Annotated in this window: 25 protein-coding genes; 1 reads left to right on the forward strand and 24 read right to left on the reverse strand. The window is 43.0% G+C overall.

Features of this window, described 5'->3' with window-relative positions; translation table 11 throughout:
* Positions 1–43: 43 nt before the first annotated feature.
* From LRM47_RS01325 to metG, 14 genes are all read right to left on the reverse strand, one after another.
* A complete protein-coding gene (locus LRM47_RS01325) occupies positions 44–1234 on the reverse strand; it encodes a CHAP domain-containing protein (protein WP_243822518.1) in 1191 nt (396 codons plus the stop codon).
* A 190-nt stretch (positions 1235–1424) separates the two neighbouring features.
* Positions 1425–2501 (reverse strand): endolytic transglycosylase MltG, encoded by a 1077-nt coding sequence (gene mltG / locus LRM47_RS01330; protein ID WP_243822519.1) that lies wholly within the window; start codon positions 2499–2501, stop codon positions 1425–1427.
* Positions 2488–2901, reverse strand: a complete 414-nt coding sequence (gene ruvX / locus LRM47_RS01335; protein ID WP_129631399.1) for a Holliday junction resolvase RuvX — start codon at positions 2899–2901, stop codon at positions 2488–2490. The genes mltG and ruvX overlap by 14 nt, the downstream gene beginning before the upstream one ends.
* Entirely contained in the window at positions 2891–4522 is a 1632-nt protein-coding gene (locus LRM47_RS01340; RefSeq protein WP_243822520.1) for a baseplate J/gp47 family protein, read from the reverse strand. The genes ruvX and LRM47_RS01340 overlap by 11 nt, the downstream gene beginning before the upstream one ends.
* A 1-nt stretch (position 4523) precedes the next feature.
* Positions 4524–5786 (reverse strand): cell division FtsA domain-containing protein, encoded by a 1263-nt coding sequence (locus LRM47_RS01345; RefSeq protein WP_243822521.1) that lies wholly within the window; start codon positions 5784–5786, stop codon positions 4524–4526.
* 49 nt (positions 5787–5835) lie between these two features.
* On the reverse strand, positions 5836–7818 hold the full coding sequence (locus tag LRM47_RS01350; protein WP_243822522.1) for an alanine--tRNA ligase-related protein: 1983 nt from the start codon (positions 7816–7818) through the stop codon (positions 5836–5838).
* A 73-nt stretch (positions 7819–7891) separates the two neighbouring features.
* Positions 7892–8239, reverse strand: coding sequence for a 30S ribosomal protein S16 (gene rpsP / locus LRM47_RS01355; protein WP_243822523.1), 348 nt, complete (start codon positions 8237–8239; stop codon positions 7892–7894).
* A gap of 76 nt (positions 8240–8315) precedes the next feature.
* Entirely contained in the window at positions 8316–9368 is a 1053-nt protein-coding gene (mnmA, locus tag LRM47_RS01360) for a tRNA 2-thiouridine(34) synthase MnmA (protein ID WP_243822524.1), read from the reverse strand.
* On the reverse strand, positions 9365–9961 hold the full coding sequence (locus LRM47_RS01365; RefSeq protein WP_243822525.1) for a YdcF family protein: 597 nt from the start codon (positions 9959–9961) through the stop codon (positions 9365–9367). Before LRM47_RS01365 ends, mnmA begins: the two co-directional genes overlap by 4 nt.
* Positions 9958–11115, reverse strand: coding sequence for a cysteine desulfurase family protein (locus LRM47_RS01370; RefSeq protein ID WP_243822526.1), 1158 nt, complete (start codon positions 11113–11115; stop codon positions 9958–9960). The genes LRM47_RS01365 and LRM47_RS01370 overlap by 4 nt, the downstream gene beginning before the upstream one ends.
* 12 nt (positions 11116–11127) lie before the next feature.
* On the reverse strand, positions 11128–11553 hold the full coding sequence (locus tag LRM47_RS01375; RefSeq protein ID WP_243822527.1) for a hypothetical protein: 426 nt from the start codon (positions 11551–11553) through the stop codon (positions 11128–11130).
* 12 nt (positions 11554–11565) lie between these two features.
* Entirely contained in the window at positions 11566–11844 is a 279-nt protein-coding gene (locus tag LRM47_RS01380; RefSeq protein WP_243822528.1) for a hypothetical protein, read from the reverse strand.
* An 11-nt stretch (positions 11845–11855) separates the two neighbouring features.
* Positions 11856–12674, reverse strand: coding sequence for a TatD family hydrolase (locus tag LRM47_RS01385; RefSeq protein ID WP_243822529.1), 819 nt, complete (start codon positions 12672–12674; stop codon positions 11856–11858).
* Between the two features lie 3 nt (positions 12675–12677).
* Positions 12678–14189 (reverse strand): methionine--tRNA ligase, encoded by a 1512-nt coding sequence (gene metG / locus LRM47_RS01390; protein ID WP_243822530.1) that lies wholly within the window; start codon positions 14187–14189, stop codon positions 12678–12680.
* A gap of 101 nt (positions 14190–14290) precedes the next feature.
* Here metG and LRM47_RS01395 point away from each other — a divergent pair, with 101 nt between their 5' ends.
* Positions 14291–15712: an N-acetylmuramoyl-L-alanine amidase family protein gene (locus LRM47_RS01395; RefSeq protein ID WP_243822531.1), complete on the forward strand. Its 1422-nt coding sequence runs from the start codon at positions 14291–14293 to the stop codon at positions 15710–15712.
* Between the two features lie 98 nt (positions 15713–15810).
* Here the strand turns inward: LRM47_RS01395 and rsmA are convergent, their stop codons facing one another.
* The 10 genes from rsmA to LRM47_RS01445 form a co-directional block, all read right to left on the reverse strand.
* Entirely contained in the window at positions 15811–16587 is a 777-nt protein-coding gene (rsmA, locus tag LRM47_RS01400) for a 16S rRNA (adenine(1518)-N(6)/adenine(1519)-N(6))-dimethyltransferase RsmA (protein ID WP_243822532.1), read from the reverse strand.
* Entirely contained in the window at positions 16588–17625 is a 1038-nt protein-coding gene (locus LRM47_RS01405) for a resuscitation-promoting factor (RefSeq protein WP_243822533.1), read from the reverse strand.
* Positions 17626–17663: 38 nt separating this feature from the next.
* The gene (locus LRM47_RS01410) at positions 17664–18830 is read right to left on the reverse strand and encodes a resuscitation-promoting factor (protein ID WP_243822534.1); all 1167 of its coding nucleotides are present in this window, start codon (positions 18828–18830) and stop codon (positions 17664–17666) included.
* 35 nt (positions 18831–18865) lie between these two features.
* Positions 18866–20968: an ATP-dependent helicase gene (locus tag LRM47_RS01415; RefSeq protein WP_243822535.1), complete on the reverse strand. Its 2103-nt coding sequence runs from the start codon at positions 20966–20968 to the stop codon at positions 18866–18868.
* Positions 20969–20972: 4 nt separating this feature from the next.
* Positions 20973–22211: a hypothetical protein gene (locus tag LRM47_RS01420; RefSeq protein ID WP_243822536.1), complete on the reverse strand. Its 1239-nt coding sequence runs from the start codon at positions 22209–22211 to the stop codon at positions 20973–20975.
* A 14-nt stretch (positions 22212–22225) separates the two neighbouring features.
* Entirely contained in the window at positions 22226–22984 is a 759-nt protein-coding gene (gene tpiA / locus LRM47_RS01425; protein ID WP_243822537.1) for a triose-phosphate isomerase, read from the reverse strand.
* Between the two features lie 24 nt (positions 22985–23008).
* Positions 23009–24247, reverse strand: coding sequence for a phosphoglycerate kinase (locus LRM47_RS01430; RefSeq protein WP_243822538.1), 1239 nt, complete (start codon positions 24245–24247; stop codon positions 23009–23011).
* A gap of 11 nt (positions 24248–24258) precedes the next feature.
* Positions 24259–25680, reverse strand: a complete 1422-nt coding sequence (pyk, locus tag LRM47_RS01435) for a pyruvate kinase (protein WP_243822539.1) — start codon at positions 25678–25680, stop codon at positions 24259–24261.
* A 125-nt stretch (positions 25681–25805) separates the two neighbouring features.
* Positions 25806–26066, reverse strand: coding sequence for a hypothetical protein (locus LRM47_RS01440; protein ID WP_243803793.1), 261 nt, complete (start codon positions 26064–26066; stop codon positions 25806–25808).
* Positions 26063–26866, reverse strand: coding sequence for a hypothetical protein (locus tag LRM47_RS01445; RefSeq protein WP_243822540.1), 804 nt, complete (start codon positions 26864–26866; stop codon positions 26063–26065). The genes LRM47_RS01440 and LRM47_RS01445 overlap by 4 nt, the downstream gene beginning before the upstream one ends.

Consider the following 26866-nt stretch of genomic DNA (forward strand, 5'->3'; position numbering starts at 1 on the left):
AAGCACCCCCGAGAGATAGCGGAGGCGCTAATATTAGCTAGTTCTAGTGGATATATAGATAACCGCCTGCACCGTTGAGTGTACGGTGAGTAATAATTCCATAACCTGCGTAGTTCATGTCGCTAACGTAAACCACACCGTTTTCAACTCGCTCAACAATACCAACGTGACCATAATATCCGGCAGTAGTCTGGAATATCGCACCAGGTGCTGGCGTATTATTAACTACGAATCCAGCGGCACGAGCACTTGTGGCCCAAGTATTAGCATTACCCCAGAAGCTACCAATTGGACGACCAAGCTGCAAACGACGCTCGTATACATACCATGTACAGTTACCTGCTGCATAGCGGTTGCCGACAGAGGCAGTCAACCAACTTCGACTTGCGCTCGTAGTAGTAGACGATGCCGAAGAAGAATATCGGTTACCATAAGACCTACTTCGCGGAGCGACATAACCAGGTCGCTCATTTTCTGGAAGCTCACCTCCAGGCAACACAATTCTAGAACCAGTAGACAGTTTAGCACCGTCATCAATGTCATTATACAGAACGACGCGCTCAGCGCTCGTCTTATACTTTTCTGCTAGAGATTGGGCAGTATCGCCGTCTTTAATAGTATAAACAACACCGTCAACAAGAGGCACAACTAGAGTCTTATTCGGCTCTACAGCGTCCGAAGTTGTATTATTAGCCCAACGAAGAGTCTGAGACGAAATCTTAAACTTCTTAGCAATAGACTCCATCGTATCACCCTCTTTGGTTACATAAGACGAAATGCCACGCGCAGCCGAAGTGTCCGGCTTAACGATATCAGGTTTTGTTATAACTTCTGCATCATTCTGAGAAAGGTTCTTCTTAATTGTTAGTGAAGTTTCAGACTCGCGCAAGTCACCAGCTGAAGGCAATTCCGCCGTTTCCGCCAAGTTAGTTACAGCATTAGCTGCCGTTAATTCATCTACTGAAGCTGTTTTAGACTTAGCAGACTTAGATGCCGACGAAACACCAGTAGTTTCAGATGATGCCAAAGTTTTTGATCTTTCAGCGGATACATTACTACCGCTATTACCGTAGATCAAAAATGATATAGTCAATAAAAATATTCCACCGTAGATTGCAAATGATTGCAGTTTACGTTTTTTACTCCGAAGAGATGTAAAATGGTTACGAATAATCGTTCTCCTTGCGCCAATGTTACCACTAGCACCTCTACCAAATTGTCTTTCTTCTCGCAACAGAACAGGATATGTTGTCGACCTAATTGATTATTATTATTCTACATTAGTTTTGCTATATCCGTAGCGACAATTTTGGCAGGTCATTTATCGTAATTCACCCCTGTTGATAAATTAGACAAATGATCTAACATCTATTTTACACAACATTGACAATAAAGTCAATAAATTTTATAAAATGCGTTTTTTGTCAAGAAATCTGGCACTTCTTTTGACAGTGAGCCTTGACATTAGCCTCGTGTTCTTCGTTGGTTTTAGCAAAATACGTAATATCATCGTCGCCGCTCAGGAAATATAGATAATCAGAGTTTATCGGGTCAGCAGCGGCGTTCAGCGCGCTTAGACTAGGTGAAGAGATTGGTCCAGGAGTTAAACCTTTTTGAATGCGGGTATTATATGGGGACTTAAGGTTTGGCGAGCGTTCTACCCCTGTTTTGTCAGCAATATATTGATATGTCACATCAGAGCCCAACGGCATATTAGCTTTCAGGCGATTGTAGAATACACTAGCAATCTTACGCTGATCCTCGCAAGTTTCCACGCCAGACCCACAGCCAATCGATTCACGTTGAATAATCGACGCTAGTGTTATCCCTTGATACAAAGTTAGTCCTCGAGCCTTAAATTTACCCTCCAAATTATATTTCTTAACAATTTTCTCCAAATGATCAATTGAGCGCTGCAAAACCTGTTCTACGGTTTCATCCGGGGAAATATAGAATGTTTCACCGTAAATATACCCCTCAAGCCCAGCATTTTCCGGTCTGCCCGTAAAAACCGGACTGTCATACTTAGCGGCAAATGCCTTTTTTATCTGATCATCCGAGAATCCCGCCTTAAGCAGCACAGATTCAACCTCTCTGCCATCAGAATTCTTTATTTTTTTATTCAAAGTCGATCCAGGATAAAATGTTATAGCGATCTCATCAGTTTTACCGCTGGTCAAATGATCAATTATCTCATCTACAGATTGGGATGCTTTTACAGAATAAACGCCAGCCTTAAACTTGCTCGCTGAATTGTGGAGCCTTGTGTAAATAGAAAACGCTAAAGAGTTTTTGATAATTTTATTATCCTCTAAAGTTTTGGCGATATCGCTAGACCCCATGCCTTCTTTAATATTAATTCTGAAGGTTTGCTGACTATTTACATCGACAGGAGAAAGCATCTGCTTATACCACACTGTTGCTCCAAGGGCGCCGATTCCAGAGATAGCTACAACTATTGACAACACTAATAGCCAAATACGTTGTTTACGAATTTTCATAATTCTCCTCCAAAAAATCCTGCAAAATTATGCTAGCGGCCTCCGCATCAATCTCGCCCTTATCCTTAATTTTATTACCCAATCTCTGCTCAGCCTGCACACTCGTTAAAGATTCGTCCTGAAAAACAATCTCTGTATCAAGCTCAATGTCTTCAAATTGCTTAACAAATTCTTCCACAAATTCCGTCTGCTTTGTTGGCTCACCAGATTGATTTCGTGGATAGCCCACTACGATTGTATCAATATCATGCCTCAATACTAGCTCTGTTATTTCCTGGACAATATTTTCATTATTCTCCAACCAACCAAACGGCACGGCAATTTTCACTTGCGAATCCGCCATAGCCAAGCCAATTCGCCGCGACCCAACATCCAGCGCTAAAAAGTTTTTACTTGACATCTTTTATCTTAAATTCGACATTAATCTTATTGATATCTTTTGGAACAGATTTAACCCAGAATGGTGAGAATTTAACATCGACATCCTCAACACCTTCGATAGATTCAATAGCAGACTGAACCTCTCCGTAACTCTTACCTTTGGCTTGATCCTTTACGTTCGCTTCTTTAATATCTGGGCCAACCTTGCCATTCGTAGTTAAGCGCACAGTCTGTGTATTATGCGCCCTAGAAAATTGTGAGAACGCAACCTTGCTTACTCCATTGTCATAAATTCTCTGCGACTTCTTGCCAGAAATCTCCTCTTTAAGCTTTGCTTCCACAAAGTTCTTTAGCTCATTCTTATCAATAGCTAACGCGCTGGCGGTAATTGTTGATTTCAGAGTTACAGCTCCAGTCGCTTCGCCGTCTACCGCTACACTCGAGTTAGGGTCTGATCGATTTTCAACGTAGCTTTCTGTTATAACCGTTGCCGAATCACCGAATGATGACAACAATTGCTCTTTTAATCCATCAATTTTCTTTTCACTCAGCTTGCTTTTTGCCGATTCTATATCGCTAGCCGTCACAACCGTTGCAGTTTTATCGGTGCCGCCACTAGTAGCAGACCGTAGCGACGCAGAAATGTCATCAACCGAAATACTCATACTGCCAGTTGCCGCATTATACTGAGCCCCGCCCTCACTGGCGGTAATAACCCCAGAAGCAGACCCCGGACAAATATACCCAGGGCAATTACGCTGATAAGAGCCACCTGGAACAGTTACAGAAGAATTTAAAGTGTAAGATAATCCACTATTCTTTAAAATTGTACCAGCTGCAATAGTAACACTGTCTGGGGAAACATTCTTAAAAACCACCACTCCGGTCGCCTTTTCTCCGACATTCTTCTTGCCCGTAGCAGAAAATTCAACACTAACTTCCTTTGCTAATTCTTTCTTTACAGACTTAATGACATTAGATTTTGCGCTTGTCGTGGCTGTTTCATTCAAGCTGACGGTATCACTGACTGTCATACTAGTAGTCTTTGCTGAAATAACGACCGTAGCATGTGGAGCAAACCAAATTGCCCAAACCAAAAATACGATCAAAAGTAAGGCACCGCCTCCAATTAACAAGAACTTTTTACGGAATGTATTAAAATCAGGGACTTTTGGTTTTTTAACCATCTTTTTCAGAGAGTCCAACCCCTTAGATTCCTTCTTGTTTGCGTCAGCTATAACATTATCTACAGCAGAATCTTCATCAGATTTCTTTGATCTTTTCGCGGAATCCGCCATATCTCCAACCGCCAGTTTGCCGCCATCAATCACATCATTGTCGTCATCGACCTTCAGAACTGGAATCTCCGCAATTTCTGGCTTGCTCTGAAGCGTTTTTGCAATAGGAATTTTCGCCGTTGCCGCCAATCCAGCCAAAACCGAATCATTCGTGATCAATACAATTCTCTTATCCGCCGAAGTTGCCGCCCGAGCCAGTAGTCGAATATTGACAGCACTCTGTAAAACGCCAATTCTTCGAGGCGGCACTAACGCAATAATCCTCTCTTTCGATGCCTTAATCTTACTAATTATCGTCGTAATGTCGTCTTCTACATCGATATAAATAACGTCTTTATTCATTTTAAATCTTTAACAACCTATTTACTTTTTCAACTAAACTATTACCGTCTTGACTACCGATAATTGTATCATATCCAACTCGCAACAAGCCCATTGCGGTTACAAATGTGTGATCGCTAATATCTCCGGTTTCGTCAATTATTCCTGTAATGTCACTTGGATTGATATATTGAACTACTGGTTTCTTAGTAAAAGGCAGATCTTCTGGCCAGCGTCGAGTTTTCAGAGCTTCAGTAATTTTCTTTAGGCTCGATCCGCCGCCACACAGTAAAATCCTATTCGGCAAATAATCGACATTATCAAAATCGCTCAGCGCCAATTCAACGCCTGATAGCCAAACTTCCAAAGTCTTGTCGATCGCCGCATCAACTTTTTTCTTTACACTAGGCTTCAAATTCTCATTATCAATATTCAGCTTCAACTTTTCTGCATCTTTGAAGCTTAAATCCAGGTCAGCCGCAATAGTCCTAGTGAAACTGCGTCCACCAATACCAAACATCTTTGTGCCTTCGACTCCGCCGTCATTAACAACCGCAATATCCGTCGTGCCGCCACCAATGTCCGCTAGAATCGCCGTGAAATTACTATCCGTATCCGATCCCAAAACGCTCCTACTCACCGCAAATGGCTCGGCAGCCACAGCCACCAAATCCAGCGCAAGCTCGTCCGCAACCTTCTCTAACGCGCCGATGTGAACCATCGGAGCAAACGCCGTGTAAATCTGCACCGCCACATCTCGCCCCTGAAAACTAATCGGATTCGAAACTTTATATCCGTCAATATGAATACTCACCAACGCCGAATTGACCAATTTCACCTCAACATCTTCATTGCCAGTTTCCAGCGCAATTTGAGCCTGAGCCTTTCCTTGAGCTCGCTCCTGAACTTTCTCGATGATAAATTCCATCTCGGCAATATCTAATGGCTTATTTGGCTGAGGTCTGCGATAGCGAATAGTATTCGTCACACCTTTGACCAATTCACCCGCAATGCCGATAACAACTCGCTTACCTTGAACGCCAGCTTGATCTTCAGCCTCAGACAGAGCCTCTTCGCAATTCGCCACAACACCAGCAATATCAGCAATCGCACCGCTATGCATATCGCCCATTTCCTGCTGCTTTCGACCAACGCCAATAATCTTCAGCTCGTCGTCTTTAACTTCAGCGATTAATGCCTTAACCACTTCCGTACCAATATCTAAGCTAACCAATAGCTCGCGGCTATCTTTATCAGATTTCTTCAACATGTCTTTCAATGCCATATAAGAAATATTATATAACGCTTGTGATTTTAGAGCAACAGTTAATTATCTATCTTAAAACAGCCTTGATTCGACGAATTCCAGCCGAACTAGATTCTTCTTTGGTGATTTTGAATCGCTTGCCATCTTCAGCCAAAACTCCAGTGTGTTCGACGTGTGGACCGCCGCAAACTTCAAAGCTGACAATATTGTCATCATTGCCAATAGAATACACCTTAACTTCGTCGCCGTAACGCTCACCGAACGCACCAATTGCACCCATACTCAATGCCTCATCGGTCGGATAAACAGCAAAACTAACTGGTAAATCTTCATCAATCCAAGCATTAACCTGATCTTCAACCGCCTGTTTTTCTTCTGGCGTCAACTTATCGTGATTAAAATCAAAGCGCAATCGATCGGCGGTAATATTGCTTCCGTGCTGCTGTAAATCTGGCGCATTCAAAACCTTACGTAACGCCGCGCCCAACAAATGCGTCGCCGTGTGATATTTCAGATGAATAGAGTCATGACCTTCCAAGCCGCCGCTAAATTGCCCCTTACGAGCCGTCTTAGAGCGCTGTCGTTGCTCGACCATGTAGTTATTAAACTCCAATCGCCATTCTGGGGATAATTCAATATTATTTTTATAAGCTTCTTCAACACTAAGTTCTATAGGAAAACCATACGTATCATATAGTGTAAACAAATCAACACCGTTTAGATATAAAAATGGCAATTCCACAGTATCTGCAAAACCAGCACCAATACCTTGGACTCTCTTCTCTCTGAGCAGCGTCTCTAATTTTAGGCTATCAAGCTTTGCTCGAGAAGCAAGCCTGATCTGCTCTTTGATTCCTTTTCTCAAAGTCTGGCGAAAAGCTTTCTCTTCCTTAACGAGGACAGCAATTATATTGTCGCGATTATTCTTCACCTCTGGAAAATCGGCTTCATACAAATCAGCAATCGTCGGCACAACTTCTTGCAGGAAATTCTGCTCAATTCCCAAATCAAAACTATAACGAATTGCTCGACGGAGCAAACGACGCATCACATAGCCCTGCTCTTTATTACTTGGCACGCACCCATCAACCGCCATAAACGTCGCAGCCCTCAAATGGTCAGCAATCACTCGCATACTTTCGGTGTGTGAAGCGTAATCCTTGCCGCTCAGATCTTGCAGCTTTTCAATAATCGGCCAAAGCAAGCTAATCTTAAAGACGTCAGGATCATTATTTGCTGCAGCTGCGATTCGCTCAAGTCCAGATCCATGGTCAATATTTGGCTTATCAAGTGGCTCAAATTTACCCTCGGCAACTTTTTTATACGCCATAAATACGTTATTGCCAATCTCCATAAATCGACCACAATCACAGTTCGGATGACAATTTTCACCAAATTTTGGATCATGCTCAATGAAATCAAACTCATAAAACATCTCACTATCCGGACCACACGGATCGCCAACCGGAGTAGTTTCTGGACCGCCATTGCGACTCCACCAGTTTTTACTGCCGTCATAAAAGAAAATTCTTTCACCTGGATTTACACCACGCGCTGCTCCCTGCTCTTCGCTGCCGATATCCGCCGTCTTTGCATCGATGCCCTTTTCTGCAAACTTTTTCTGCCACAATTTAGCCGCTTCAACATCTTTCTCAATATTATATTCCGGCGCGCCAATAAAACACGTTACATACAATCTCTGCGGATCAAGACCAATTTCCTCAGTCAAAAACGTCCACATCCAGCCAATTTGCTCCTCCTTAAAATAGTCGCCCAAACTCCAGTTTCCAAGCATCTCAAAAAACGTTGTATGACGATTATCGCCAATGTCGTCAATATCCTGCGCTCGCAAACACGTTTGAGAATCGGCAATTCTCTTACCTTCGGGGTGTGTCTCACCAAGCAAGTACGGAATCATCGGCTGCATTCCGGCGCCCGTAAATAAAGTCGTCGGGTCATTAGTTAAAATCAACGGCGCACGCTCAACGACGGCGTGACCTTGTTTTTTATAAAATTCAAGATATTTACTACGTATTTTTTGGGCATTCATGAGTGTTATTATACCATAAAATAACCCCACCTTACAGATGGGGTTTATAGATCAAATCGCCAATCTCAACAGATTATTCAGCTACTTCTTCAGCCGGCTCTTCTTTTGGCTGATTCTTGCGAAGTTTTTCTGGATTGCGGATGGCTTTGTGCTTGTCAGCTGAGACTTCCTTAACCCACTTTGGCAATTTAACACCAGCTTCTTTCAATAGCTTAACTACGCGTGGTGTTGGCTGTGCGCCATTGTCCAAATATTTCTGAGCCAATTCAACTTGGACATTTGATTCTTTAGTGTGTGGGTTGTAGCTACCAACATAAGCGACTACACGACCGCTTGATGGATGACGATGTGCTTCTTGTACCGCCAAGCGATATACTGGATAACCTTTGCGACCCAAACGTTGCAAACGAATTGCTAGCATAAAATTAATTCTTCCTTTAACTCTACGTTTTATTATTCCTTACTCTAGAACAGTTTACACTATTTTTCCCATAACGTCAATCTGTTTTCACGATTCCGCCACCCAAACATTCATCGCCGTCATATATTACCGCAGATTGACCCGCAGCTACGGCACGCTCCGAAGCAGAAAGATGCACGATATCTCCGTCAATTTTCGCATCAAACAAAGCGCCTCGATGACGCAGCCGAACTTGTACATTCTTATCTTTATGCGGCGCTTGGTTAATCCAGTGGATATCCGCCAGCCTAAGTTCTTTTCGCCACAAACTTTCATTATCAATTGATCGCGACACATAAACCTCATTTTTCTCCATATCCTTGCCCACAACATAATAAGGTAACCCACCGCCGACGTTCAGCCCATGACGCTGACCGAGTGTATAGAAAATTGCACCGTCATGTTTACCGACGACAGATCCCGTCTGTTGATCAATGATATTTCCTGGCGCAGTTTTAATATATTCCGACAAAAACTCGCGAATTCCAACTTGCCCAACAAAACAAATTCCCATCGACTCTTTTTTACTAGCCGTCCACAAACCACGCTCTTTCGCCATTTCGCGAACTTCAGCTTTCGTGAAATCGCCCAACGGAAATATGGTTTTTGACAAAGCCTCCGAAGTCACTCGATATAAGAAGTAGGTTTGGTCTTTATTGTCATCACGAGCGCGTAATAATTTGGCTGACGAAGACGATTCATGGGCAACACGCGCATAATGCCCTGTCGCAATATAATCTGCTCCAGCCGCCAGCGAAGCCTCCAAAAATATTTTAAACTTCACTTCTTGATTACACATAATATCCGGATTTGGCGTGCGACCCGCTTGATATTCGCGAATCATATAATCGACAACATTTTGCTTATATTCTTTCTGGAAATCAAAAACTCGAAAATCAATACCCAAGCCAACCGCCACACGCTTGGCGTCAGCAACATCTTCCGCCCACGGACAATGCATTCCAGGAAGATCTTCCGACCAGTTTTTCATATAAACGCCCGTTACATCGTAACCCTGATCAACCAAAAGTGCCGCAGCCACGGAGGAGTCCACACCGCCCGACATCCCAACAAAAACTTTCTTACTCATCTGGACAACCCCAGGGCGAATAGCCCAATTCTCATTAATTCACCCATCGCCAACCACCAGCCCCACGGCGTCAACCACCACCACGAGCTCCAGTTTTTATCAGAAGCGACAGGATGACTTCGAATCTTCACGTCGTTAAATTGTGCTGAAAATTCGAGTTGCGCCCGACGCATGTGATATCCACTCGTCACCAGAATCACATCTTCAATTTTTCGCGAATCGACAATTTTCTTCACCTCAGTGGCGTTTTGTCTAGTCGTTTCGGAAGACTCGTCCATAACAATGGCCTTCTCAGGAACGCCGCTATTAATCGCTCGCTGATACATAGCCTTGGCGTTGGACGGACCAGTCTTATCGGCCGCCGCGCCCGACACAACAATCAACGGCGCCCAACCTTCTTTATACAGTTTAATAGCCTCGTCAGTTCGCGCATTCGTATCGCCGCCGCTGACAACAACTATTGCATCAGCTTTACGACAATCGCCTTCACTCACGCCTTGACATTTTCCCAAATCATTCGGCGACAAATATGCGCTAAGCCCAAAAATTACTAAAGCAGCAAAAATCATTAAGCCAACTAATTTATGAATCATCGACGAATCCTCTTCATTTCCGCTTGCACAGCCTCAATGATAAATTCGCCAGCTCGCTTTATATTCTCATCATCGTTCAACTTGCCTAAGGTAAGCCTTAGACTTCCGTCAATCTCTGATTCGCTCAGACCAACACTCGCTAGTACATGAGAACGCGTTCCAGAATTAGCCGCGCAAGCACTACCCGTAGCCACTAGAACTCCACGAGATTCTAATAAAAACACCAATCTTTCAGCGTCAATTCCAGAAAATGATATATTCAAAAAACTCACCAAACTTTTTTTCATATCTGATGATATCAACATATCAGGAAAAGCTTGCTTCAAATCTTTTACCAACTCTTCCCGCAACTTTCGCAGTCGCTTCACTTCAGCAGAACGTCGTTTTTGCGCCAATTCCAAAGCAGTCGCAAAACCAACCACGCCAGCAACATTTTCAGTTCCACTACGCAGACCCAATTCTTGACCGCCACCAAAAATATTGGCTTTCAGCGTAACGCCAGGTCGCGCCCATAGTAATCCAACTTGCTTTGGACCGTAAACTTTCGCCGCAGACAATGTCAATAAATCAACACCCAGCCTTTTAATCTTCACATCAATTAAAGCCGCCGCCTGCGAAGCATCAGTATGAAAAATCAACGGTAAAGATTCGCCATTTTCTTGGCGCCTGAGTCGCTCAGCTTTTACAATTTCCGCAATTTCTTCAATTGGCTGGATGTAGCCCAGCTCATGGTTCACCAGCGCAACACTAACAAATCCAACGTCTGGTGTTAGCATTTTTTTAACCATGTTCGGGTCTATTCGTCCATTTTTCATTGGCGGAATTAGCTTTACTTCCGAACGCGCTTTTGCGGAATTAATCACCGAATCATGCTCAATTGCCGAAATTAAACTTACGCCATTTGCTGCATTGAACGCCAAATTGACAGACTCAGTTGCCCCAGCTGTCATTATCAATTCATCAGCCATCACACCCAAGCAGCGCGCCAATCGAGCCTTCGCGTCTTGATATTCACGCTTTGTAAATATTGCTGGAGCGTACGGACTAGACGGATTGAAAAACTTTTCAGAAAAATATGGCAACATCGCCTCAATCACCAACGGGTCCATCGGCGTTGCAGCAGCATGATCAAGATATATATAGTCTTTATTCACTTTTTTATTATATCAAAGCGGCCGACCGGTTTGCGGATCTTTCTTATATAATTGCCGAGAAACTCGCTCGTAATATTCCTTAGTTGCCAAGACAAAATTCCGAAGCTCGTCGCCCTCCAAATAGCTATATCTATAATTCGGCTGAATCTTCAAAATTCCCTTTGGTTGCACTTCATAACGCGTCGTCAATTCTTGCCGACCACCCTTACCGTCAGCAACTTCTTCATACCAAATCCAGGTATCTTTATCTAAATTAAAAAATTCTCGTCGCGCAACATACGCCGGCTTCTCGCCAAAAATTGTTGCGCCAATTTCACTTTCCAATTGGATTAGCTCGCGCTCGGTAAATTTCTTTAATGGACGATCTTTTCTACGGAATTTCAATAAAGACACCGCGTCACTATCATCAGCAAAAACCAAACTCCGTACTTTTTTCAAAAACTTAGTCACTTATTGTACCTCGTTAGCTTTAGTTTTTCGAATATCTGCTAGCATATTACCAATTTTTTTCACAGACTCAACAGGATCAGTAGGCTTCTTTTTTTCACCAAGCACTTCCCTGCAGTGATTAAGCGCTTCATCACTGTCACCTTTAACTGCGACCTCGCCTAAATTGGGATTTAGTTTAGAGTCAAAGCTATCCTTCTCGGTATTAGGATAAATTCTATAAACCTCTTTAAGAGCTTCAATTTCAGGTGTTTTTGTAACACGTTCCGGCGTACTATTCATTTTCTCCACTTTCAAATGCCAAAAAGTTCTTTTGTGTTGTGAAGAGTAGCTTGGCTTAAAACATCAAAATCAATATTTCGCTGCTTTGCCCAATGTTCAGCCACCAATCTCACATATTCTGGCTTGTTTATATTACCACGAAACGGCGCTGGTGTCAAGAATGGCGCGTCAGTTTCTAGCAATAATCGCTCCAGCGGAATTGAAGCGAACAATTCTTTCTGCAATTGATCCTTTGTGAATGTACTAATTCCATTAAGTCCAACGTACAAATTTCGCGAAAAACCTTTTTCCAAATTTTCACGCGTATCTGTAAAACTATGCAACACGCCGCGAAGCCCGTGAAAATTGTCAAAAATTAGCCAAAAATCATCCCAAACTGACGGCTGATCTGCAGCGCCATCGCGAACATGAAAACTTACTGGCAAATCGTAATCAACCGCCATTTGAAGTTGCGCTTCCAAGCCTTCAATTTGCGTTTCTCGCGGACTGTTATTGTAATAATAATCAAGCCCAATTTCACCAATTGCCACAATCGGAGAATTTTCCGTCTTATTCTCCAGTAAAGTTTTGACATCTTCCCAGCCATCTTTCGTATCGTGCGGATGAACGCCAATTGCTGCCCAAGTAAACTCATGATTCGCGGCGAATTCCACAGCTTGACAGCTACTTCGCTGGTCAGTACCGACACAAATCATGCCAATATTCGCCTCGACCGTTTCTTTATAAAATTGCTCGCGATTGTCCGTAAAAAATTCTGTATCGTGCAAATGACAATGCGAATCTATCAGACGTAAACCCTCAGTTGCACTTTCCTTATCAACTTCAATCATAAACTATTTAACCTGAGATTCTGTTTTCGGGGCGCGTGGATCTGGTGTGTGAATATATTTGCGCGGGAACAAAGGCATCAATTCTGATGGCACGACACCACTAGCAAACATATCATGAATTTTCTCGGCAGTTTGCGGCATAAATGGACGAAGCATGTCGGACACTTGAAGTAATGTGCCACAAGCATGCGCCAAAATCTCGCTCAAATGCGACTCTGCTTCTGGATCTTTATCGCGATTTTTAGCGACTTGCCATGGTTGAACTCGCTCAATATATTGATTCAAAGAGCGAACAATTAGCCAAATTTCGTCCATTGCTTGGTCAAACATATAACTTTCCATTGCCTGACGATACGGCCCCATGTCGTGCTCTGATTGTGGAGCGTCACCAATAACGCCCGCTTGATAATTCTGCACCATTTTAGCGACTCGCTGAACCAAATTGCCCAAATCATTGCCAAGCTCACCATTATACGCAGCTTCAAACTTTTCCCAAGTAAAGTCGCCGTCATCTTGCGTCGGCACGTGGCGCAAGAAATAATATCGAAACGCCTCAGCGCCGTAATCTGGAATAATGTCAGTCGGGCCAACACCATTTCCGAGACTCTTTGCCATTTTCATTCCGCCAGAATTAATAAATCCATGAACAAGCAAAACCTTCGGAAGCGGCAAATCCAGCGCCATGAGCATTGCTGGCCAAATACCAGCGTGGAAACGGAGAATGTCCTTGCCGATAACTTGCACGTCAGCCGGCCAAAAAGATTGCCACTCTTCTGGACGATCAGGATAACCGATAACCGTAATGTAATTGCTCAGAGCATCCAGCCAAACGTACATGACTTGATTATCATCACCAGGAACCGGCACGCCCCAGCTAAGATTTTTACGCGGACGAGAAACCGACACATCTTTCAAGCCATCTTTCATCAATTCCAAAAACTCTTTTTTACGGAATTCAGGCACGATTCTCATTTTATTTGACTCAATCGCCTGACGAATATTGTCCGAAAAAGCACTGGTTTTAAAATAATAATTTTCCTCACTCAAGCGCTGATACGGAGTTTGGTGATCTGGACAAACCCCATTATTATCGGCAGCTTCTTTATCCGTAACGAAAGCTTCGCACCCCTGACAATACCAGCCTTCATACGAACCTTTGTAAATGTAACCAGCCTCAACGAGTTTCTGCCAAATATATTGCACCGCAGCAACGTGATGCGCGTCAGTTGTTCGAATAAAATCCGTCACTGAGATATTCAGCTCATTAATCATCTTCTTAAAATTGACGTGCGTTTGATCGACGTATTCTTGAGGGGTTTGATTTTGGCTGGCAGCTTTGGCGGCAATTTTATTGCCATGCTCATCTACACCAGCTTGAAAACGAACTTCACGCCCGTTCTGTCTGGAATATCGCGCCCACACGTCTGCCAACATATAATCCATAGCATGCCCAATGTGCGGCAAGCCGTTTACGTAAGGAATAGCAGTAGTGATGTAAGCGTGTTTCTTAGTCATAAAGAAATTATAACAGATTCAACAGAGCGCCGCCACTGGCGTAAATGTCAATCATAGTATGTTATAATAAAAATTGAAACAATACTTAATAGGAGGAGATTGTGAAGAAAATTTTAAAAAGCTTAGTGGCGGCAATGATCGTAAGCGCCACCATAGTCACAGCAAGCACACCTACAACAACCCATGCGGCAAGCGGAGATTGGCGCAAAGACTCAATCGGATGGTGGTATAGAAATTCGGATGGCAGTTACCCAAAGAGCAAATGGGAGAGGATTGGCGACAAATGGTACTACTTTGATGGGCGCGGATATATCATTCACAGTAAATGGGAATATATAAACGGGCACTGGTACTATTTCAATACTAGCGGTCACATGATAGAAAATACCTGGAAGATGATCGGAGACAAGTGGTACTACTTCGACACTAAAGGTCACATGCTGCATGACCAGTGGGTCGGCGACTACTACGTCGGTAAAAATGGCGACATGTTAAAGAATACTGTTACGCCAGACAACTATGTAGTTGGAAGCGACGGAAAATGGGACAAGAGGTTTTCGAGAGAATTGGCAGAGAGAGCTAAATATCAAAACCTAGATAACGCCATATACTCTAAGTTTGCAGCTGCACACTTCATTTCAACCTACTACAAACTAGACTACACTGCAGCACTCCAATTACTAGAGATAATATATCCAAATTACAATCCCATCAATAACGCAAAAAGAGCAATAAAATTTTTCATGCCATCAGCCGATATAAATAAAGACCCTCACGCATGGACTTCCAAAAGTCGATTAATGGAAAGATTTACCAATACGGGACCTAAAGGTGATTTTAGATTCTCAAAGGAAGAGGTTGAAAAAGCGCTTGATGAGCTAAACCATGAAATCGACGTTGCTAAGATGTTCCAGATGCAGGCTATAAAGGCTCTAAAAGCCCTAGATTCCTACAACCATACATCAAAAGTAAACTATGAAGATCTTCTCACCTTGCAAGGATTTACTAAAGAAGAAATAGACAATGCCCTTAATACAGTAAAGATTGACTTTGCACATAACGCTCAACTAAAAGCCAGCGATATGCTATCAGGACAGAAACCCACCATATCAAGAAATTTCATCCTAAGACACTTACAAGGGACCGATAAATTCACTAAGGAAGAGGCAGAAGAAGGTTTACAGCGTCTGAATTATGACTTCAAGATCAGCATACGTAATCTTATTGAGAAAAATTACACCACAAGCAGTAACTATAATGGTATGCTTTCAAAAAAATCCATAATAATCAGTATAGCCCGCGATCAAGAGATGAAGGATTCAGAATCATACATCCGTGAAGTATTAGAAGAATATGATATTAATTACACCGAGCGAGCAAAGCTGCGTGCTATAGATACTCTAAAAAATATAAAATACAGCAGAAGCGATTTAATAAAATCTCTTGTCGACGGATGGGGGTTCACCAAAGAAGAAGCTACCAACGCTGTTAAAGATTTAAAGCACGATAATTTGATAGATTAATTCAGTCTTTTAGCGTAAAGAACGACTCAGTTTAAAACCTCTGAGTCGTTCTTATTTTTTTGATATTGTCACCTGTCTTTAAATAATTATAAATTCCGTCACCCTTTCAGTAGTCTCTTCCAATCTTCAATCGCCAAATCTTCAGCGCGAGCATCTGGTGAAATTCCTGCATTTTTCAGCAATTCTTCCGCCACACTTTTATCAATCCCCAAACCACCACTCAAGCTAGAGCGTAATTTCTTACGCTTAGCAGAAAATCCAGCCTTAACAATGCGGAAAAAATCTCTCTGATCTTCTGAGGTGATTAACGGATTGTCGCGAGTCCTCAAAACTACAACCTGCGAGTCAACTTTCGGCGGTGGCGTAAAAAACTGCCTAGGAACTTCAATATCCAACTCCACTTCGGCAAAAATCTGAACGCTCACAGACAGAATACTCATATTTCCAGCCTCTGCCGCAATTCGCTCGGCAACTTCTTTTTGTACCAATAGCACCGCGATGCTCGGCTTATTTTCCGCAGTCATCAATTTTTCAACAATTTTGCTGGTAATGTAATATGGGACATTAGCTACAACTTTGTAATTTTTTGGCAATTGGCTCAGATCAAATTGCAATATATCTTGATTCACGACAGTTAATTTCTTACCCGGAAATTGCCCTGGTAATTTTCGTGCCAAATCTGCGTCAAATTCCACGGCGGTCACCGAATTAGCCCGAGCCAACAAGCGACTAGTCAAAGTACCTAGCCCTGGCCCAATCTCCAACACGACATCATCGCCCGTCAATTCGGCCGCTTCAGCAATATCCGCCAAAATCTCCGGATCTTTCAGCCAATGCTGTCCAAGCGATTTTTTTGGTCCATGAGAAGAAGCCATTTAGCGTCCGTCTCCATTCGTCCAGTCAGTCGCCAAGTCGAATCCGTGCGGATGTTTGGTTGCAAATCCACCGGTATCATAAACCTTACCCGGACCCATGCTAGTCTCAACCACCGAACATCGTGGATAATTACCATAATTAGCCGCCACCAAAATATAGCCATCCTTATCAACCTTCGCACCATCCGCCCGCACTGTATAAGTACCGCCGCTACCACAAGCTTTTATCACAATATTCATCGGCAAATCATAATACGTCTCGCGGTGCGCCACACCCTTGGAGTCGGTAAATATCTGTGCGCCCTTGCTTTTCGTCAATGGATTTTTAGGTTTCGTGCCAATTATTTCAATCTGCTTCTTCGGCTGCTTTGTGATTTCGCTAGCAACTTCTTTACGGCTAATCTCGCGCTCGTCCTCTACCTCAACCCGATAAATCACCTTCCGCACACCCTTTTCACCAAGTTGTTTAACACTCTTAAATCCAATCGGCTGAGAATCGTCCTTAATCTGCTCAATATCAAAATTAATATCAACTTCTTCAGTTATCGTTCGCTGTTTTGATCGCTCAATCTTCATCACCAGACCCACGCCGTTCACCAAAAGATCGTCAGAATTCGTAAAATGCGTCTTATCTTCACGGTACAAAGTCAGCCCAGCAGCCTTCGCGATCAAAGCCGGCGTCTGCTCGGCGGTAGTTACCTTTAGACGCTTATTTCCATCGACAATTGTTATTGGGCGAGCGCGAAAAATATTGACCTGGTATTTTGAACCCGTCAATTCCATATCAATATTTGGCTCAACCGCGTCAATCTTTTCGTCAATCGTAATCTTAGCCGCACGCAAAGCCTGTCGAACGGTCAATGCGTTTGTGATAATGGTCTTTTCTTCACCGCGATCATAAATACGAACCAAATGCTCACCAGAAGTCTTTCCGTCAGCAAACGAAATCATTGGAGTCGCAATCGCAACCAACACAGCTAATCCAATAATTTTTCCAAAAAATAAACCTTTTGCGCGCATAATAATTTGACAATTCACACAATGTATTAGAAAAATTATATCAGATTTTGAAACTATTATCTATAGATATCCTGAAGTCCCATTTTAACTTTACAAGTCGGCCATGGTTGCCAGCCGCGAGCCTTGTAAGTTTGCCACGCCTTTTCGTCCTGCACAGCAGCTGGAGCGTCAGAAGCCAGTTCGTATCCGCCATAGTTTCCCCAAGTTCGTTTGTCAAACTGGTATGCACCGTAATATCCATTTCCAGTATTCGATGTATAGCTACCCTCGCAACTTCTCAATCTAGCAAGTGCTTCAGAAAAACTGCCAGAAAATGACGTAGAGCTTTTCGTCCCCACAATTTCAATCTGCTTCTTTGGCTCTTTTGTCACAACACTAGCGATTTCCTTGCGGCTCACCTCCACACCGTTCTTCATCTCAACTTCATAAGTGACATTTTTCTTACCGTTCTCGCCCGCCTGTTTTACTTCGCGATATCCCGAATCTCGATTCGCGTCTTGAACTTTTTCAACCTCAAATTTCACATCTTCTTCTGCGGTTATAGTTTGCTTGCCATTACGCCAAAGCTCAATTTTCATTCCAGGAATAATTTTTGCCGAACGATCCACAGATAGCGTATCATCTTTCTTTGGGTCGATATTCTTCTCTTTCAATAGCTCGCCAACCGTCTTAGCATGTGTGCGAATGACAGATTCTTTGCCATAAAGTACAAAATTAACCATCGAGGCTCTGTCAATTTTCATCACCATGTTTGCGCCATCAACCGCCATATTATCGGAATTAGATAAAGTAGTTTTGTCCTCTTCAAAAACTTCAATTCCAGCGGCCTTCGCAATCAAAGCCGGCGTCTGCTCGGCGGTAGTTACCTTTAGACGCTTATTTCCATCGACAATTGTTATTGGGCGAGCGCGAAAAATGTTAATATTGTACTTCTCTGCCACCATCTCCGAATCAAGGCTCGGCTCGACTACGTCTTGGCGTTCATCAATAGAAAACTTAGCCAATTTCAAAGCCTCGCGAATCGTCCTCGCTTTTGTAACAATCGTCTTTTCTGCACCTCTGTCGTAAATCGTCACCAACTTTTCGCCAGCCTTAGTTGCCGGCTTAGTAGCGTCAGCCAACGCTTGATTGACAAAAAATAAACCGCCAACCAGCATCAATATCGCGCCAGAAACGAACGTAATTTTCTTAGAATAGTGTTTTGCTTGTAATCTTATACCCATAAGTTCACACCCACAATGTAGGTATTCTTATTATATCAAATTTTCTCCAAGCGTGCGAACTCAACGTTCAATTTCTTAATATTTCCATTGTCAAACTGAACCGTAACACTCAGCCCTTCGCTATCAATAATTTCTCCCGAACCAAAACTCGGACTGCGAACTCGATCGCCAACTTCCAAACCAATATCTTCCGAATAAAAATCAGGCTCTATCATCGGCTGAGCTGGTCTATCAACACCACCAGCCATCAAGCCCATTTCGTCCAAAAACCTCGATGGCATGTTATAGCCAATCTGACCAAATTGCGTCCGAGAGCTGGCACAACTAACGAACAATTCTTCCCTCGCCCGAGTTACACCAACGTAACACAACCTGCGCTCTTCTTCGACGTCATCAGCGTTGCTGCTATCAAACACTCTTGCGTGCGGCAAAATCCCCTCTTCCAGTCCCGCCAAAAAAACCACCGGAAACTCCAAACCTTTAGCCGCATGAAGCGTCATGAGCGTTACTTGCTGATCGGCAGTTGTATCCGTCGAAGACATCAAAGCCATCTCTTCCAAAAACGTCGCCACGTCAACGTAAGCCTTCGCCTCTGACAAAAGCACGCCGATATTTTCCATTCGCTCCTCAGCTTGCGGTGTTCCGTCGTTTATAAAATCTTCATAGCCAGTACTTTTCATAATTTTTTCAATCATTTCGGCCGGAGATCCGTCAATTTCCTGCTGCAAATCGTGCAGTTTTTGACCAAACTCTAGCAGCGGACGTTTTGCACGCGCCGTCAAAGTATCCACTTCATCAACTGCCAACAACCCGCTAATTATATCCTTCCCTGACGCGTCATTCCAGTCCAAAAACTTAGAGATACTCACCGCGCCAACGCCACGTTTTGGCGTATTCACAATTCGCAAAAAACTAACTCGATCACTCGGCTGATATAACAATCGAAGATATGCCAATAAATCCTTAACGACCGCTCGATCTAAAAATCGCAAACCGCCGACAATTTTATACGGAATATAACTCTGACGCAAGGCTCGCTCAATTGCGTAACTTTGCGCATTCGTTCGATACAACACCGCCACGTCACCATATTGACGACCGTTCGCAATTTGCGCCTGAATCTCATTCGCAATCGCCAGGGCCTCCTCGGACTCATTGTATAATTGCCATAATTTTGGCTCAACACCGTCACCATTCGCCGTCCATAAATTTTTATCAGTTCTATGAATATTATGACTAATTAGCGCATTTGCCATATTCAAAATCGCGCCAGTCGAACGATAATTTTGCTCCAGCTTAACCACCGTCGTGCCCGGAAAATCACGCTCAAAATTGAGAATATTAGTATAATCAGCCCCGCGAAAACTATAAATCGACTGGGCATCATCACCAACCACGCATAAATCACGACGCGAATTCACCAGCAACTTAATTAGCGCATACTGCACCGCATTCGTGTCCTGATACTCGTCAATCAGAATATGTTCGAATTGCTGCTGCCATTTATGACGGATATCCGGCTTATTTCTCAACAATTCCACGGTTTTTATCAATAAATCGTCAAAATCCAACGCCGAAGCATCTTTCAAAGCTTTTTCATAAGCAAAAAACAGCTCGGCTATTTTCTGCTCTCTTGGGCCGCGAGTCGAAGCCGAAAAATCCTCAGCACTTCTCATCTCATTTTTAGCGTTCGAAATAGCCGAAAGTACAGCTCGAGGTTTAATATCTTTATCCGTCAAACCGCGAGACTTCATGATCTGCTTCATCAAGCTTATTTGATCATCGGTATCGTAAATTAAGAATCGCTTGTCCAGACCAATATTTTCACCATCCATCCGCAACATTCGCACGCAAATACTGTGAAAAGTTCCCATCCACGGCATAAATTGCCGATTTTCAGAATCTTCACCCAATATTTGCGCCAATCGCTGACGCATTTCCTTCGCAGCTTTGTTAGTAAATGTAACCGCCAATATTCGACTAGGAAATATTTTCAACTCGCCAATCAAATAGGCAATTCTATGAGTCAGGGTTTTGGTCTTTCCAGATCCGGCTCCAGCCAAAATCAACAACGGCCCATCAGCGTGCGTCACCGCTCGAGCCTGCTCGCTATTTAATCCGTCAGTAAATTTAGACATATATCTATTTTATCAGCAAAAAGTACGAAACAGCGCCGCCAGCCATACCAATTGCCAAAAATAGAACAATAAGCAACGCTATTAATAATCCAGATTTTTTCTTTTCTTTGTCAGCTGAAGGTTTGACCTCTGTAGATACAGCGGCAAACATCGGTGCCGGCTCAGAATCCATAGTTTCTTTTTCGGATAATTCGGAAGACTCGATCAAAGAACTGTCAATATCGGTAGATATTTTATCGTCTGAATCTTCAGGAACGCCAGCCTCCTCAATTGCTATAATTTCTGGACTCAAATCCATTGGCGAGTCGGGTGCATCGCCCAAAGAATTTTCACTCATGCTGTAATTAGATAAATTGGTATTATATTGATGTTCCAATTTTATATCCTCAGAATCAGCAGACATAGACGCATCTTCATCGCCATTCATCTCAGAATTAGTCATAGTTTGGTTAACAGAACCAAGCGGTCGCTTCTCCACTTCAACATTAGCAATAAACGGAGACTCCAGCGGCGCAGTCATCGGTATAGCAGGAGCTTCGCTATTACTTACAGCTAATGATTGAGCTATCTTATCAGTCAACGACAATTCCTCAGCAGGCGCATCTTCAATTTCCGCAAAAGTAGATTCATTATGCACATCTTTAAGATCAGGGGTGTCACTAAGATTATCCGGTTGAGCAACTATATCAGACATTTCTTTTCTTACTGCAGAATGCCTATTATTTGCGCTAATCACGTCCACCAAATCAGGAGAAGGCTGAATTGTCGTGCCAGTTCGGGATGGAGCGGGAGCAGCAGGTTTTTGGATAGTGCTGACAGATGAAGGTCTAACAACATCCATGAAACGACCAGTCGAGCGTCTCGCGATTACTGGCGCAGCTTTGACTTCGCTAGCAGCCATGCCAGGAGCTCTATTGGCTACTGAGTCGCTAGCAACTTTTTCGCTCGTAGGACTATCAATCTCTTTAGGAATCGTATTGTCGCTAGAAGAGTCTTTTTTTGCTTCAGGCTGAGAGATCGATGATAAAGGAGTAGAAACAGCAGACGAAGGAGTAAATGGAGTTACTGGAGGTGCAAAGCTAGTGCCAATAGAGTTCTCTGATGCAGGTTTTTCCTCTACGGACGCAGGCATAGAAACCTCGCTATTATTTTCATTAGCCACCACTGGAGCTTCCTTTTCTCGCTGCTTATCCATAAGAGAGCTTACCGCTCTATCCAACTCATCAAAATCAATATCTGTCATATGCCCCCTATTTTTTAACCTTTATGTGCTTTCGAGATTATCTCCTTAAATTGATATGCATCCAAACTGGCTGTCCCAACCAATAAACCATCAAGTTCATCAATTGCCAAATAATCCGCGGCGTTTATTGACGTAATACTTCCACCATAAACAATTCGAACTGATTCCGCCGCTTTTTTACCGTACAAATGAGAAATATGTCGTCGAATCATCTGTGTAGCTTTTTTTACATCGGACGCTTTAGCGCTGTCGCCAGTACCGATTGCCCAAACTGGCTCATACGCAATAATTACTTCATCTAGCTCGTCTGCCGTCACATTAGCAAGACCGCTAGTCAATTGATCAGCCAGAACATCCTTCGTTTCGCCAAGAGTCTTCTCTTGAATCGTCTCACCGACACACAGAATCGGATGAATACGATTTCGAATTGCCGCCTGAACTTTCAGTCGAATGTCTTTTTCGCTTTCAATGAAAATATAGCGACGCTCCGAATGTCCAATTATCACATAATCAGCAATTCCACGAAGATGCGCCGCTGGAATTTCTCCCGTGTACGCCCCCGAATCTCGCCAATAGCAATTCTGGGCTGCCAACTTAGCGATTCGACGATTAATTTGCAAACTCAAACTCTGCAGCGTCAAAATAGTAGGCGCCAGCACCACTTCAACATCTCTATGCGAGGGCAGCGTATTCATCAGCTTATGCAAATATAAGCTAGCCTCCTGCATATTGAAGTTCATTTTCCAGTTACCAATGATTAACTTTTTTCTCATGAGATAATCCTTATGCTTAGTTTATCACCTCAAACCGTATGCGTCTAGTAAACTTTCAATTCCAGGCAATTTTTTACCAGCCATCAAGGCCATGCTAGCTCCGCCACCAGTGGAAACATGAGTAAAATTGGCGCCATCATGCCCGTCCCATTTCAATATAAAATCAGCCGTATCTCCGCCGCCGACTATTGAAACGACTCCTTTATTCTGGGCAATAGCTAGCGCCACTCGCGCTGAACCGATTGCAAAATTATCAATTTCAGCATAGCCCAGCGGACCGTTCCAAATAACCGTCTTCGCGCCGGCCAGTATTTTCGTGAATTTCTCAATTGTCTGACTTCCGATATCCAGCGCCATATCTGAGTTTCTTATTTTATCAATATTAACTTCTTGACGAGGAAAATCTTTAGAAATCTCTGGCGCAACCGCCACGTCAATCGGCAATACCAAAAAATCGTCAACATTCTCTGCGCCGACCTTAGCCGCCGCCAAATCATAAATTTCCGCGACAACCTTTTCCATTCCTGGCTCAAACACACTCTTGCCGACATTAAACCCACGACAATGTAAAAACGTGTTTGACATAGCGCCGCCAATTAAAATCCGATCTGCCTTTTTAATCAGACGCTTAATCAGTAATATTTTATCGCTAACTTTCGCGCCGCCAATAACCGCAACCAACGGACGTTTTGGATTATTCATCGCCTCAGTGATAGTTACATATTCTTTTTCTAATAGTAATCCCGCTAGCCCTGGAACACACAACGTAATCGCATGAGTGCTGGCGTGTGCCCTATGCGCGACCGCAAATCCGTCCTGTACAAAATAATCTGCTCGGACAGCGCGCTGAATTGACTTGGCAAATGTTAAATCATCAGCCTCCTCCTCGTCATAAAAGCGTAAATTCTCCAACATAAGAATACTGCCTCGTGGCGCGCGGCGAATGGCTTGATGAACAGCTTCGCCCACGCAATCATCCAGCAATTCTACCGGACGACTCAGCAACTTGGATAGATGATCTGCGACGACTTTCAGGCTAAACTTAAGATCCTTACCTTTTGGTCGCCCCAGATGAGACATGATAACAATCTTGCAATTCTGCTCCAGCAAATATCGGAGTGTGGGCAGCGAAGCGCGAATTCTTAGATCATCAGAAATCTGACCACGCTTTGTTAGTGGCACATTATAATCTGCTCGCAGAAGAATAGTTTTTCCACGTAGATCAACGTCGCGAATTGTTTGCTTCGGAAATTTTCTGCCCACCCAAATTCTCCTTACGACAACGTTTTGACTTGGATATTGTCAGTTTTTCCTGGCTCTGGATTGTGGCCACTAACAAGCACAACCGTAACTGGGTCTGCGCCGAAATAGCCTTCTTGTTTCAACTCGTCAGCTAGCTTAGTTGCTGCATTTGGGTCATTTGGTCGAACATATGGACGAGAAGCGTACCTTAGCGCCAACTTTTGCGCAGTCTTCACTTCTTCGGTCACGCAAACAATTGGTAAGTTCGGACGATATGCGGCAACATTAATTGCAGTAGCACCAGTGTGTGTTTCTGCAATAATAGCTCGAGCTTTAATTCTCCTTGCCAATTGAGCTGCGGTGTAGCTTAAAATCGCGTCAGTTTTTTCACGCATTTCAGCTTTTTCTACCAACATTACCTCACTGTGTTCTTGAGTGTAGATAATAGTCTTGCGCATTGCACGAACAGTTTCAACAGGATATTTACCATTGGCAGTCTCATCAGATAACATAACCACGTCAGCACCTTGGATTACAGCATTGGCAACGTCGCTTACTTCAGCGCGACTTGGCTCTGGATTATCAACCATACTACCCATCATTTGTGTTGCAACGATTACTAACTTGCAATATTTACGACACAAGGCAATAATTCGACGCTGTACAACTGGAACAATTTCCGCACCAGCTTCCACCGCCAAGTCACCACGAGCGACCATAATACCGTCACTAGCCTTAACGATTTCCTCCAAATTCTCTGGATCAACAGCAGATTTAGTCTCAATCTTGGCAATAATATTGGCTGTCGAACCCAGGTCTGTCAATCGACGACGCAAATCAATAATGTCATCAACTTTTTGAATAAAACTCAATGCAACATAATCAAAATCTTGGCTTGCGCCCCATTCCAAATCGTTAATATCTTTCTGAGTAAGAATGTCGCCACCAAAATCTGTGTCTGGCAAATTCAAACCCTTGCGGCTCATCAAAAAACCGTCATTCTGAACTTCTACGCGAATTGCAGTTGGGCTAACAATTTCTCGCACAACCGTCCTGATCTTGCCATCAAACATGTAAAGTGGCTCGCCGACTTTCATCTTCTCCGCCAAATTGTACTGCACTGGCAAATTGAAGCTGCCATCATGCTCAGTAATTTCTGAGTCCAAGACCAGCATATCGCCAACCTTAACATTCAGCATGTTATCTTTCAAAACGCCCAGGCGAATCTTTGGACCTTGCAAATCTTGTAGAATTGCGACAGGCTTGCCCAGCTGTTTACTAGCTGTGCGCACCCAATCGATCTGCTCAATTCGCTCCTCATTAGCGCCGTGGCTAAAGTTCATACGGATGCCGTTAACACCGGCCTCCAACAATTGATAAACCTTTTCTTGGCTGAACGTTGCTGGCCCAATTGTTGCTAATATTTTTGTTCGTTTAAATATATTATCACTCATTTTTAAAATTATACCACGAAATAACAGTGATGAAAAATGCTTGATATAATATAATATGACAGTAATCATTAGCAGGAAATAAGCTTGCAAAACCCTCAAGACAAAATTTTAATTGGTGAAGCCTATTATTTTGATGCGGGATCTTGAATAGCGATACCATAAAAACCTGATGAACTATTTGAATAGGTATCAATAATAATCCAGTCCTTAATAGTAGATAAAGCAGAAAATTCCGGAGAGACAGAACCATCTTTACCTAAATAGTCCTTGATTCTATTATTACCTATAAGATAGCCTATTGTTGTCTGTTTCTTATTGTAATATGTGCTTATATCCGAATACGCCAGCGCGCTTAAGGCTAAATATTGCTCATTAGTTATATTCAACCCCACCTCCTCTTTATATATTTATCTACGTCACTCGAAGATTTCATATTACTAATGTCCTGATCCTCCAGCCATAGCTCATGTAGTGAATCATGATAGTCTATAGCCAGCATTACGCCCATTTGCTTTCTTATTTCAGAAGTCACTCTATATATATGCTCTGACAAATCATCAAAATTAACGTCATTCTCTAAAGATATCGTCATATATATTTTTCTGCCAAATTTATTAAATGCATCTTTATAGGAGGGTATGTTTTTCGTAATAGCTCTGCCAATCTCTATATTGCTGTTTATTCTTATTGATTTGAGTCTAGCTCTACCGCCAAACTGCTTGCTAACTAGGTTAGCTATATCATTCCTAGACTCTCTTTCCCAAATACGATCTAGATATGTATCAGAGTAAGCACTCTCGCCTTTTCTATAGTCAGCTCTATTCCACACTTCAAACCTAAGACTACTATCATCAACCGGATAAGCATCCACATACGGATCGCCCTCAACTCCAATACCGCCACCCTCAATGCGATAATTTTCTACTATAAACTCTTTCCCATACTTTTCCTTAAGGTATTGCGCCATTTTATGTTGCTCTACCAAGGCACCGCCATTGATGAGTAGGTAGATAGCAGCTATTAATATAGCAACCCCAGCTATAATCCAGAATTTTGATATACGCTTTCGGGTGGATTTTAGTTTAGAGTGTACTTTTTGCACAGGAGTGTTTTTAGGCGATCTTTTGCCGTCCTGGACCTTTCTAGCGTTTGCGTGTTTTGTTTTTATCGCGCTGCTCTTTATCAT

It is taken from the genome of Candidatus Nanosynbacter sp. TM7-076 (assembly GCF_022828325.1).
Taxonomy (GTDB): Bacteria; Patescibacteriota; Saccharimonadia; order Saccharimonadales; family Saccharimonadaceae; genus Nanosynbacter.